The organism is Psychrobacter sp. ANT_H56B (assembly GCF_008369245.1).
GTDB lineage: Bacteria > Pseudomonadota > Gammaproteobacteria > Pseudomonadales > Moraxellaceae > Psychrobacter > Psychrobacter cryohalolentis.
This window is the reverse complement of the sequence record NZ_VOBF01000002.1, coordinates 275,200-287,345: the sequence shown is the minus strand read 5'-3', so window position 1 is coordinate 287,345 and position 12,146 is coordinate 275,200. Positions and strand designations below refer to the sequence as shown.

The following is a 12,146-nucleotide window of genomic DNA, read 5'->3' as shown; positions in this document are numbered from 1 at the left end:
ATCGAATCATAAACATTTAAACAATAACTGCTACTTCTGCCAAAATACGTTGAGAAATGGTCGGGGTAGCTTGCCCGCCAGTGACATGGGCTGGCACAAAACGCTGACCCAAACGATGGTCAGTGACTGCAGCAAATACCGCTTGAATATCTTCAGGCGTGACCTCCATATGTCCTGATACATAGGCGTAAGCCTGCGCGGCGCGCTGTAGTGACAATAAACCGCGCGGCGACAGCCCATGATACTCTTGGCTTGCTCGCGTCTTTGCGACCAGACGCTGAAGATAATCCAAGACCACATCTGCGATGTATACCTGCTTAACCCCTTGCTGCGCCAATAACACTGCTTCCGTATCAAGCACCGCACCCAAACTGTTTAAAAGCTCGCGGCGATCTTGACCTTTTAACAATGCCCGCTCTGCTGCAGCTGATGGATAACCAAGCGATAAGCACAATAAAAATCGATCTAGCTGCGACTCAGGAAGTGGGTAAACACCTGCTTGCTGCAAAGGGTTTTGAGTGGCTATCACAAAAAATGGCTTGGGTAAGGGATAACTTTGCCCATCTTGTGTCACTTGCCGCTCCTCCATCGCTTCAAGTAACGCACTTTGGGTCTTGGGACTTGAGCGATTGATCTCATCAGCGAGTAGCAGCTGGGTAAAGATAGGACCTGCTCGAAACTCAAATTGGCGCTTATTTTGATCGTAGATACTCATGCCCAATATATCGGCAGGCAGCATATCGTTGGTGAACTGCACACGGCTAAAGCTCAAGCCTAATAATTGGGCTAAACCTTGTGCCAAGGTCGTCTTACCCATACCCGGCAAGTCTTGTAGCAATAAATGACCGCCTGCTAAAATACCACTAAGCGCAAGCTTAACTACTTGCGATTTATCCAATACGATTTGATTCAATTGCGACATTAACTGAGCAATTTTTTGCTGATTATGGCTATAATAAGCAGCACTAGGCACCGTTTGAGTACGCGTTTCTGATATCAGCTGATGTTTCGATGAAAGGGGCATATTAGGGGCTGCGTTAAGGCGATTATGGGTTTAATTTGTGAGGAAAACAAAAGGTATCAAGTAAGGTTTATTTGTCATTTTCAACGCTTGGGGCAGCTGCGCGAAGGGTAGACAAGTAGGCAATCACATCAGCGCGCTCTTTAGAATCTGGCATCGGGTCTGACAGCATTTTAGAATCTGGCATGGCTTTTTCAGCATCCGCAATATAAGTATCAAGTGTTTGAGCATCCCATACCCAACCCGAGGCTTTAAGTCCTTCACTATAAGTATAATCTGCAAGTTCCGCTGCCGGCGCGCCATAAATATTCATCAGCTGTGGGCCTTTTTTATTGAGACCGGGGTTTAACTGATGACACTGACCACAAGCATCTTGATATATAAGTGCACCATTATCGGCATCGCCTTCAATATAAAGCGGTAGCGTAACAGTAGCACGATAATCAGGCGGCGTTTTCTCACAAGCACTTAGCAGCAAAGCGGTGACAAGCATACCGACCAGTTGATATTTATTGACTATAGACATGGTGTCATCTTTAATTAATAGGTATTGATGTCGATGAGTCTACATCAAACATCCTATAATGCAAAGGTTGATAGACATCGATAGCCGTCTGTAGACCATAAATGCAGAGTACCTATATAGTATTTATGAATATAAAATAAGACTTAACTCTCATTAGAGACTTTGATACTGTTACTCGGCATTTCTAAATAATTGCCTTGTAGGTAGCGTGCGCCGACACTCCATGCAACAGACATGGTTGCAGCATCTTCAATATAAGGCATCAATACATCAACATTAATCTCATTGGTACGTACGATAATTGATTTGACCGTTTCTAAATTGTCAGCGGCATCAATCCCTTCGACATAATTATGGGCTAAACGTACCATATTAGGATGAACAAAATTGGCAAGCTCCACAGATTTTATAGATGATCCAAAATTATTGATGCTAAGCTGGCAGTTTACCTGACTGAGCGCGGTAAATTGAGATTTCGCTACCGTTAAGTAATCTGAGATGTCTTTTTCATTGAACTGCAGTGTCAACGCCCCAGCTTTACCACCGATGGCATTGATGAGCTGGCTTGCAACACTGGGCAGTTTTTTATCGATTAAAGACGCACTGGTTAGCTGTACCAGTAACCGCGCCTCTGGATGAGTTTTACGCACTTCATTGATTCTCTTACAGGCATTAATTAATACCCAGCGGTCTATTTTTTCTAATAATTGATTAGATTTTGCAACCGCCATAAACTGATCTGGCGTCAATACGGTATTCTCAGCATCTGCTAGCGGTAGCCGCAGGAATACTTCAAAAAAGTCACTACGGTCATTATTGATGTCATATATAGGCTGGAACAATAACTCAAAGCGATTATTGGTAATGGCATCAACCAGAGATTCTGCTAGCGCATGATCGTCACTATTGGCGTGCTCACTTGCATCATATAGATGATAACGACCGCCATGATTGGAGGTCTCAATCATGATTTGATTGATAGCATCCATAGCGCGCTCAAGCAACACTCTAGGCTCAGGCGTATTTTTTTCAATTTTAACAATAGCAGTACTTGCTGTCGTATTGGTTGTGCGCTTATCCACTTCAATAAGCATCTTACTGATACTCATGCCAATCTGTTCAGCCAGCTTTTCAAGCGCAGCTGTCGTCTGATTTTCTACCAAAATAGTAAATGCTGTATCACTAAAGCGGCTGACATGACCATCGACTACCAGCTCATCTAAGGTATGAGCGACTTGTTTCACCGTGCTATCAATACCTTGCAGACCTAAACTGCTTCTAATTTTTCCGACATTATCGAGTTGCACATACAAGAGTGCCGCCGTCATAGCGCCTTTTCTTGCCTGTTCATATGCTGCCGCCAGCTGCTCTTCAAAGCTGTGTCGATTATCAATGCCCGTCAAGCTGTCTTTACGCTCAGCTTCAGCCAAACGTTTGGCGACCTCAATGCTATTGCTATTATTTTGTTGAATAATAATCTGGGTGACCGGCTCACCATCTAGTGTCGCTATTGCCAACTGTAGTTTTGCTTCAAACGTACTGCCATCCTTACGTCTACTCTCAAAATTAAACTCAACATCTTTACGGTTCCCTTTATCGAACTGACGTAAAAACTGTTTAACAGCTTTAACATTATCACCGCCTGCAATCAAATCAATCACAGGTATACCGATAATATCATTCATCGCCTCAAAACCAAATAACTGCAGATACGGATCATTGGCAAAGATATGAATCCCTTGATCAATGTATGCGACTGCGCTTTTTGAGTTTTTAATCAATACGTTTGCGCGCTGTTCTGCCTCAGAGAGCACAGACTGCAATGTCTTAAGCTGTTGGCGACTGTGCAAGTTTTCGTGCAATAAGCGAATAGCCATGATGACTGCCATTTCTTGCTCTACATAGAGTGCCTTAACCATCGTACCATTCATAATAGACGGTAAGCCTTCGTCATCGTGAGCGTTGGCTACCGTGTTTTTAGTTATCAAACAAACCGATGGTAAGTCAATATCTTGCTCTTGAATAATAGCAACCACGTCGGTGAAATTCATATCATACGCTTGACCAAAAACCAACACATCCCATGATTGACGCAATGATTTTAGCAACTCATCTTTATCGTCCAAAAAACCTAAATTCACACTGTCATAGTATGAACCGAGCAAGTCTACAAGGCGCTCAGCATAAAGCTGATCAGCATCGATAACCAATAAGTTCAAGAGAGACTGAGTACGCATAGAAAGCCTTTTTAATCTTAAAAAATAATATGAATCGCCGCTGAGCTGTCGTCAAATATATAAAAGATAGCAGAATATTAAGAAACAGCGTCGTAGTTATTGTTGTCATTATAAACAATAATTTAGCCGACTGTTGCTTAACTTATCATGGTAATTGTTAAATAATTCGACACAGCAATTTTATATGACACGACTAACTAGGTCTTTAGAGGTCCGGCTTTTATGTAGATTAACGTCATTAACCCTGCACCCCTTCATATTGGCTAAATTCATCAGTCACCATTAGACTACGACCCAAGCGCAAAGATTTCTGTTGGTCATTAATACGCATGATAACCTTATCATCTGTTTGAAAATGAGAGGTCGGTAACAATAGACTATAAGACGTTTGTAGGTGTTCATCAGCTCCGATGACAAACGCTGGCACAAAATGCTGACTGCGATTCTGTCTATCTTGTAGACAAATTCCACAGGCGATTATCTTATGACCAAGGATTTGCCATTCAAGCTCGGGTTTTGCGCTATCCAAATTAAGCCAACGCACCACTCCCATGGACCATTTAGGCGCGGTAGCCTTATCTTTGTGGCACAATAAAAAAAGGCTCATTATTTGTAAAGGTGGTGCGATGGAAGTGAGATCATCAATTTTATCAATTGGCTCAGATGAATCTAGAAATAAGCGTAGGGTACGAAAGTGTGACAACTGATTATTACCCTCAGATGTATCCGCCCTTAATTCTTTATAAGTAGCAATATTTTTTGGTAAGGTATCATAACGCGGCTGCTGATACTCTGGCAGGTTTTTAGATGCTATTAAACTTCTAAAAGCTTCACCGTTACTGATACGATAATGCATCTCATTAAAACCCGATATTATCGTCGCCGTCTGCTTTGTATTCTGATCAATAGGAGGCATGCGCTTTGGTTTAATATAACGATATCTTATCGCCATTGAAACGGTATTAATCAGAAAATATTCAACCCCTCTTCGATCAGTATCAGTTAAGGTTTTTATACGCGATTGTAAATACGTCACTAAAGGTTCAAGCTCTATAAATAAGCAGGTGTGATGAGCATCATATGGGTTGATAGTAGATAATGCAGTTAAATAAGTAGGCGGCTCTTTACTCTGTAGATTGATGAACACTCGCGTTGCTGTGCGCGGCTCTATGGTAGCAACTATATGTGCACTCCACGCTGGCAGCAGACGCTGTAGCAGTAAGATATGAGGTCGACGCAGTGCTCGTACATTTAGCAACTCATGCAAGCATATTTGGCAATATAAATGATGGATAGTATCACCTTGCTGCGCTGGAATGTAAGCACTCAGTACGATATGTGAGGCTCGCTGCTGGCATGCGTTAAGATATAAGTTATTTACATTGGCCCATATATAGGATGGCGACTTTTGATAGCAAAAGCCATCTTCAAATAGCAGTTTTTGATACATCAGTAGCGTTTGGTAAGTGGCAATCGCCAAGGTAACAGGAGATGATTTTTCACTGGTAAAATAGCGCTGCAACAGATTACTTGAAGGTGCTTGCTGCTTATCCTTTAAAAGGGTAATTTCGCGGCGTATCACGCCGTCATAGGTCATAATCAATGAATAGTACAGCGACTTCACCTGAGCAACATAGCCAAGCTGAGCTTCATTGAGCGCCCCTGTCTCATAAATGTACTGTTGGCGTAGCGCCGCAATTAGCTGACTGGCGGCGTTAATGGCAATCTTAATCAATCTTAAACGCAGCCTATCATCAGTAGGAATCAGACGCAATTCTGTTAATACTTTTTCTATTTGTTCGACTTGCTGGGCCTCTGTTTGCGCTGGCAATAGTGCCGCCCATTTATGCAAGTGCGGCTCATTGCTACTCTTAGACTTATTGCAAGCTTCTAACAAAGGGGGTTCAGCCGCTAAATACGCTTGAAACGTCGATAAATTTACCATTACCATCCTTAGTAATTGCGTAAGTTATCCATGAGTGTAGAAGGATATATTCTTAAAAAAGAATATTGCTATCATACCTAACCATTCCTCTATAAATGTTGCTTATTTATAATTTTCTCAAATCTATTTCTTGTTATGTATTTGCCAAAATAAAAAACCCTATCATAGTGCACAATTTACTTATTATTGTAAACATTAATTGGTACCTTGAAAGGTTCGTTTGGCAATTCTCTGACCAGTTTGGGTACTAGGTATCCCGGTAATTTAGCCAATAGCGACCAATAAAGCTCAATGGCAAATTTCTCATCACTGTCAAAATGAGCCGCGCCCGCCACTTTATCTAGTACATGTAGATAATAGGGCAACACGCCCGCTGCAAATAAACGCTGACTCAATGCCGTTTGCGCACTAACGCTGTCATTGATACCTTTTAAAAGTACCGCTTGATTTAATAAAGTAATTCCTGCAGCACGAGCGCGCTGCAAATACTCTGCTGTCAACGCATCAATCTCATTGGCATGATTACCATGAATGACCATGACGATTTGACAGCGGCTTTGTGCCAAACGCTCTAATAACGCATCATCAAGCCTTGCTGGAATCACGAGCGGCAGACGGGTATGTATACGAATGGTTGTTAGTTGCTCAATCGCCTCCAAGGTATCTAGCCAAGCAAATAGACGTCTATTGGTCACATTTAATGGATCACCGCCACTTAAGATAACTTCATTAATCTCAGGATGGGCGCTGATATAATCGATAATATCCTGTTTTGCACTGGCAGTTGGCATATTGGCACTATAGTCAAAATGCTGACGAAAGCAGTAACGACAATGAATCGCGCAAGCACCAGTAATGGTTAATAGCAGTCTTGATTGATATTTATGCAGCACGCCTTTGACAGGATTATGCGCATTTTCGGCTAGTGGGTCAGCCACATAGCCCGCCACTGCCATTTGCTCTTTATGATTGGGTAAGACCTGCCTTAACAAAGGATCATCACGATCACTAACGGTCATTTTTGCCACAAAGGCACGCGGTACTCGCAGCTCAAAATGCTTAGGCACGTAGACCTCTGAGCGCAGAGATTGTAGCTCTAATATCTCAAGCAGCTCATCGATAGAGGTAATGGCTTCGGATAATTGCGTTTGCCAGTTTTTTTGTGTGATTAAATGGTTTATCATGACAACCTAATACCTGTGCCCAAAAGCCGATATTATACGCTGTTAGGGCGTCGCCTATCAAAGCAAACGTCCTATCGTTTATGTACCAGAATGGCTCATATCTTTTAGCACGGTAAATCTGGCACTCCATTTTCACTAAAAATATTTACCATCCTTTTTTTCAACCCTTTTTCTAAACCCTTAGGAGTCTTCCGTGGCAAGTTTTTCTACCAATGAATTTAAATCTGGTCTCAAAGTCATGCTCGATGGCAACCCTTGTGCCATTCTTGAAAACGAGTTTGTCAAACCAGGTAAAGGACAGGCCTTTAACCGTGTTAAATTGCGCAATCTTCGTAGTGGTAAAGTATTGGAACAAACCTTTAAGTCAGGCGATAGCTTAGAAGCTGCTGATGTCATGGACACTGAAATGAACTATCTCTATAACGATGGTGAATTTTGGCATTTCATGCATCCTGAGAGTTTTGAGCAGATTCAAGCGGACAAAACAGCGATGAGCGATTCAATAAAGTGGTTAAAAGAAAACAGCAATGCACTATGTACCATCACTTTATTCAACGGTGCTCCTCTTTCAGTAACACCGCCAAACTTCGTTGAATTGCAAATCACTGAAACCGATCCGGGTGTACGTGGTGATACCTCAGGCGGCGGCGGCAAGCCTGCAACATTAGAAACTGGCGCTGTGGTACGTGTACCATTATTTGTGCAGCAAGGTGAGATAGTACGTGTAGATACTCGTACTGGCGATTATCAAACGCGCGTTAGCTAAAGCTATTAATAGATAGCTCTAGTCTGTCTGTAAAAACAAAAAAGCTTAACCGCTCAGAGAGAGAGGTTAAGCTTTTTTAATGGCTAGCAAATAAGTCATGAATAATAAAGGGTGGAATTAAACTGCCAGTTATTGTTCTAATGATTGCTTATGCATCAACCAATATTGAACCAACGCATTCAGCTGCTCTTGTTTGAAAGGCTTGGTACAATAATCCTGCATACCCACATCAAGGTATTTTTTGCGCTCGCCATCCATTGCATTGGCAGTCAACGCAATAATAGGCGGCAAGTCTTGAGGAGCATAGAGCTCGTGAAGTTTGATGGTTGCCTGTACCCCATCCATAATCGGCATATGATGATCCATCAAAATCACATCATAGCGCTCAGGATATAACGCAAAAATCTCGATCGCTTGTTGTCCATCATCGACGTGAGTGACCGTATGACCACCATTATTAAGGGCTTTTTTGGCAATCATCGCGTTCACACTATCATCTTCAACCAACAAGATATGACCGACCAGCTCATCACTCGGCAACGTTATTGTAAAGTCATTGTCCGTTTGCCATATCTCATAATCTTCTGCAGCAATACACGGTAGCGGCAATAATACTCTAAAGGTTGTGCCAATGCCGACTACGCTATCTACTTCAATATAGCCACCCATTAGCTCCACTAGAGACTTACAGACAGACAATCCAAGTCCGGTACCACCATAAAGCCTGTGGGTATATTTATTTGCTTGATCATAAGCATCGAATATTGCCTCTAATGATTCAGACTTAATACCGACGCCCGTATCCGTAACCTCAATACATAAAGTCATTTCTTGATGAATCGTTGTACTATTTTTATCATCAATGGCAAAATCTAAACGACTATCATTACTGCCTTTAGTCTGATCGCAATCCTTATTATCTAGACAAGGATTGTCTTGCATATGTTTAACATCAATCGTTACACGCCCGCCTTCACGGGTAAATTTAATCGCATTATTGACCAAATTTACCATGACCTGCTTAAGACGTACGGGATCCCCTTTAACATAAGGCGATAGTGACTCGGTATAGTGATAGTCTAAAACTAAGCCGCGTTGGCGAGCTTTGATAGCAAATAAGCTAACGACCTCATTACAGAGACTAGATAGATTCATCGGGATAGAATCGATAGTCATTTTACCGGCTTCGACTTTTGATAAGTCTAAAATACCATTGATAATCGCGAGCAAATGCTCATTTGATACTTTTATATTCTCGATATATTCTCTTTGTTCAACGCTCAGCATGGTGTCACTGAGCATCTCAACCATACCGATGATACCATTCATCGGTGTGCGTATCTCATGACTCATATTGGCCAAAAACGCTGACTTCATCTCATTGGCATATTTGGCATTACGCTGCTGCTCTTGTAGCTTTAAAGCGTCGGCTGCCATCGTCGCAAATTGGGCTAGTATGTTGGCTTTTTCATCACTGAAATCATGATGAGGCTCTATATCCATCAAACATAAAGAGCCAAAACGATAATTTTTACCGTCTTCATGCGTGATGATGGGTGCACCAGCATAAAAGCGTATCTTAGGCCATTGAGCGACAAATGGATATGTATTGAAGCGCTCATCGTTTGCCAAATCAGCTACCACAAAAATACTATCAGACAATATAGTATAATTACAAATAGCCACATTACGTGTCGTGGTACATACCTCGTCAAGACCAATACCAGATTTTAGGTACTGAGTTTCTTCATCTATAAAAGTAATCGCCACCATCGGCACATTAAAAAACAGTTTCGCAAGCTCAGTCAAACGTGCAAAAGAAGACTCTTGATTGGTATTAAATACCTGATATTTTTTGAGCCTATTGATACGCTCCGCATCATCTTCTGCGATAGGGTAATCAAAGTCTGGTACGTTGGATATAGACAAGGTGGACTCCATAAATTCATATCAGAGGCTTGGTTTAACAGCCGCCTGCTTAAGCAATAATTGTAATGCCTCACTCACCATAAGCATGGCAACCACTGAGGTGACGACGACCGCCGAGCCATAACCACCACAGTGCAAACCACCTGTTTGACAGCTCTTGTCTACGCGCGGTGGTTCTGTCGAATAAACACACTTGATACCAAATTTCTCTTTTAAGGCACTATTAATGCCCTTTTCATGGCGCAATTTATTACGTAATTTGGCCAATAATGGATCTTGATAAGTGTCTCGTAAATCGCCGACTCTGATCTGACTGGGGTCTATTTTACCACCTGCCCCGCCAGCACAGACCAATTTTAGTTTGTTAAAGCGGCAATGCAAAGCAATGGCAAGCTTGGCATCCATATCATCGATACAGTCTAAAATCACAATCGGAGCGGTTTGTGCCGCCGTTTTTGCTTCTTCACGACTGGGCAGCAATGTTGCGACATTTTCAGTAGTCAAAAAATCATCAACCAAATGCAATGTAGCTTTTGGATTGATTTCACGAATACGTGCTGCCATCGCCTCAATTTTACTTTGCCCAAAGGTACTATCTAAAGCAGGCAGCTGCCGATTGACATTGGATGCTACCAATATATCTAAATCAATTAATGTAATAGTACCAACAGCTGTACGCGCCAAAGCCTCTGCTGCCCAGGAACCGACACCGCCAATACCAATAACATAAACATGCGCAGCAGAAAATGTATCTACTGCAGCATTACCATACAGTGTCTGAGTACCTTTAAAACGGCGCTCATACTGCTCGGCATCTCTATCTCTATCAGGTATCTCTAATATTTCAGGTACAAAAATCGGCTCTTCGATAGGCTCTGGTTGGATAATATCTGACTGCATGTGTGTGTCTTCATTCATAACGATGTAGAAACTCTTTTAAAAATTTTATTGTTAAACCAACTATATATTAATTAGTATGCGCTAAAAACTTCAAAGCGTATAAGACCACTTAGTTTGCAAAGCATTACAACTGTTGAGCCACAATTGCTGAGCGAGAATAGCCGCAGGAACATTTAGTAATTCGCTCAAGCTATGTAATACGTAAAGCAAATTAGCAGGAACATTCCTACTATGCATAGATGTATCACCCCATTCGCTATTTTTATCTCGTCCAAGCACAGACGCGTTATTAGATGACGCATCTTCTAAATTATTATCTAGCGTCTGGCCTAGGATAGGCATCATATCGGGGCAATCTGTCTCGATAACCAAACAGTCAATACCATAACTCTCAACCGCAGCTTGAATGGCAAGGCGCAGTTTTTTCGCATTGGGATTGGTTATTTGCCCAGTCACGCCAAGCTTAAACCCTAATTTCGCAAAGGCTTTGGCTTCTTGTACACCACCACTAAAACTATGGGCAATGCCGCCAAGCTTATGCGCGTCATAATTATGTGCTTTTAGTAAAGCCAGTGCTTCGGCATGTGCTTTACGAATATGCAGCATAACAGGTAGCTGATGTGCCACTGCCATATCTAACTGCGCAATAAAAAACCGCTGTTGTTTGGCAAACGTTTCAGGCTGCTTCATGGCATCGGTAAAAGTATCTAAACCTATTTCACCAATGGCCAATGGACGCTGTTCATTTAGCATTTGCGCCATTTCTTCCAAATGGGCTTCTGTATGCTGCTCAATATAAAAAGGATGTAAACCTAGTGCAATATGTACTTTAGGAAAACGTTTTTTTTGGTTCAAACAATTTTTTTTATCCAATTGACAAAGATCATTTATCTGCTGCTGATTCTCATAAAGCCGTACAAAATATCGGTGCAAGTAACCAACCAAAACTAAATGGCGCACACCTTTATCATAGGCAAATTGCGCCTGCTCACCTCTATCCTTATCAAACACAGGAGCATCAAAATGCGTATGAGTATCAATTAAAGGAAAAATCTTCGTTCTTACTTTATTATTGATAGCTGATGTATCAATCCCCGTCATCAAGAAACTCCAAAATTCATCATTGCTATGATAAGTCAGCTTTCCCATTAACTACTTTCTAAATAATCATTTTACTCACTATCTGTACTTTTAGCTTTTTCTATAGGGTCATAATTTTCAGGCACTGGTTTATGCGCCTTTTGACTACTGCGTCTTGGTATCAGTACCAATGCAATACCCACTACGCTTAATGCCAGCCACTTTTTTTTATTATTAGTGCTTGCCATTATAGTTACCTTTTAAAATTAACTGACGAATAGTACTTAGCCGATATTTGATAAATACGGCTTTATAGCTGACCTTTATCTATTTTAACAAATATATCGTACTATCAGCAAAAGCGTGACATACCCATGTTATCTGTTTTTATTATACGCGTATAGCCAAGGCATATGTTTATCTATTATATGAATACGCAAACTAAAGTACGGTGTATGTAATACACCGTACTTTTAAGTATAGTAAAACTTTAAGAGAGATATGAAAGCAGAGTTTGGTAAACGCTAAAAGCCTAGATAATTTATTAGCGAACAGCCA

Annotated in this window: 10 protein-coding genes; 1 reads left to right on the top strand and 9 read right to left on the bottom strand. The window is 41.4% G+C overall.

The window, feature by feature from the left end:
* Nucleotides 1-16: 16 nt before the first annotated feature.
* From FQ082_RS03915 to epmB, 5 genes are all read right to left on the bottom strand, one after another.
* Nucleotides 17-1,024 carry an AAA family ATPase gene (locus tag FQ082_RS03915; RefSeq protein WP_149492111.1) on the bottom strand — a complete coding sequence of 336 codons (1,008 nt, stop codon included), beginning with the start codon at nucleotides 1,022-1,024 and terminating at the stop codon, nucleotides 17-19.
* Nucleotides 1,025-1,091: 67 nt separating this feature from the next.
* Nucleotides 1,092-1,547, bottom strand: a complete 456-nt coding sequence (locus FQ082_RS03910; protein WP_149492110.1) for a c-type cytochrome — start codon at nucleotides 1,545-1,547, stop codon at nucleotides 1,092-1,094.
* 143 nt (nucleotides 1,548-1,690) lie between these two features.
* A complete protein-coding gene (locus FQ082_RS03905) occupies nucleotides 1,691-3,784 on the bottom strand; it encodes an EAL domain-containing protein (protein WP_149492109.1) in 2,094 nt (697 codons plus the stop codon).
* 238 nt (nucleotides 3,785-4,022) lie between these two features.
* On the bottom strand, nucleotides 4,023-5,729 hold the full coding sequence (locus tag FQ082_RS03900; protein ID WP_149492108.1) for a hypothetical protein: 1,707 nt from the start codon (nucleotides 5,727-5,729) through the stop codon (nucleotides 4,023-4,025).
* A gap of 176 nt (nucleotides 5,730-5,905) precedes the next feature.
* Entirely contained in the window at nucleotides 5,906-6,913 is a 1,008-nt protein-coding gene (gene epmB / locus FQ082_RS03895) for an EF-P beta-lysylation protein EpmB (protein ID WP_149492107.1), read from the bottom strand.
* A gap of 193 nt (nucleotides 6,914-7,106) precedes the next feature.
* Between epmB and efp the strand changes: the two genes are divergently transcribed.
* Nucleotides 7,107-7,679 (top strand): elongation factor P, encoded by a 573-nt coding sequence (gene efp, locus FQ082_RS03890; protein ID WP_149492106.1) that lies wholly within the window; start codon nucleotides 7,107-7,109, stop codon nucleotides 7,677-7,679.
* Nucleotides 7,680-7,808: 129 nt separating this feature from the next.
* Here efp and FQ082_RS03885 read toward each other — a convergent pair whose 3' ends face one another.
* From FQ082_RS03885 to FQ082_RS12980, 4 genes are all read right to left on the bottom strand, one after another.
* Nucleotides 7,809-9,608, bottom strand: a complete 1,800-nt coding sequence (locus FQ082_RS03885) for a GAF domain-containing hybrid sensor histidine kinase/response regulator (protein ID WP_262498146.1) — start codon at nucleotides 9,606-9,608, stop codon at nucleotides 7,809-7,811.
* Nucleotides 9,609-9,629: 21 nt separating this feature from the next.
* Entirely contained in the window at nucleotides 9,630-10,526 is an 897-nt protein-coding gene (locus tag FQ082_RS03880; RefSeq protein ID WP_133105122.1) for a ThiF family adenylyltransferase, read from the bottom strand.
* Nucleotides 10,527-10,598: 72 nt separating this feature from the next.
* Nucleotides 10,599-11,609, bottom strand: coding sequence for a TatD family hydrolase (locus FQ082_RS03875; protein WP_133105155.1), 1,011 nt, complete (start codon nucleotides 11,607-11,609; stop codon nucleotides 10,599-10,601).
* A 71-nt stretch (nucleotides 11,610-11,680) separates the two neighbouring features.
* Complete coding sequence (locus FQ082_RS12980; RefSeq protein ID WP_020444125.1) at nucleotides 11,681-11,836, bottom strand: hypothetical protein; 156 nt, start codon at nucleotides 11,834-11,836, stop codon at nucleotides 11,681-11,683.
* Nucleotides 11,837-12,146 lie beyond the last annotated feature (310 nt).

Excerpts from the sequence above, each read along its gene's own strand:
- FQ082_RS03915 (WP_149492111.1), bottom strand. The coding sequence starts at position 1,024 with ATGCCCCTTTCATCGAAACATCAGCTGATATCAGAAACGCGTACTCAA.
- FQ082_RS03910 (WP_149492110.1), bottom strand. The coding sequence starts at position 1,547 with ATGTCTATAGTCAATAAATATCAACTGGTCGGTATGCTTGTCACCGCT.
- FQ082_RS03905 (WP_149492109.1), bottom strand. The coding sequence starts at position 3,784 with ATGCGTACTCAGTCTCTCTTGAACTTATTGGTTATCGATGCTGATCAG.
- FQ082_RS03900 (WP_149492108.1), bottom strand. The coding sequence starts at position 5,729 with ATGGTAAATTTATCGACGTTTCAAGCGTATTTAGCGGCTGAACCCCCT.
- epmB (WP_149492107.1), bottom strand. The coding sequence starts at position 6,913 with ATGATAAACCATTTAATCACACAAAAAAACTGGCAAACGCAATTATCC.
- FQ082_RS03880 (WP_133105122.1), bottom strand. The coding sequence starts at position 10,526 with ATGAATGAAGACACACACATGCAGTCAGATATTATCCAACCAGAGCCT.
- FQ082_RS03875 (WP_133105155.1), bottom strand. The coding sequence starts at position 11,609 with ATGACGGGGATTGATACATCAGCTATCAATAATAAAGTAAGAACGAAG.
- FQ082_RS12980 (WP_020444125.1), bottom strand. The coding sequence starts at position 11,836 with ATGGCAAGCACTAATAATAAAAAAAAGTGGCTGGCATTAAGCGTAGTG.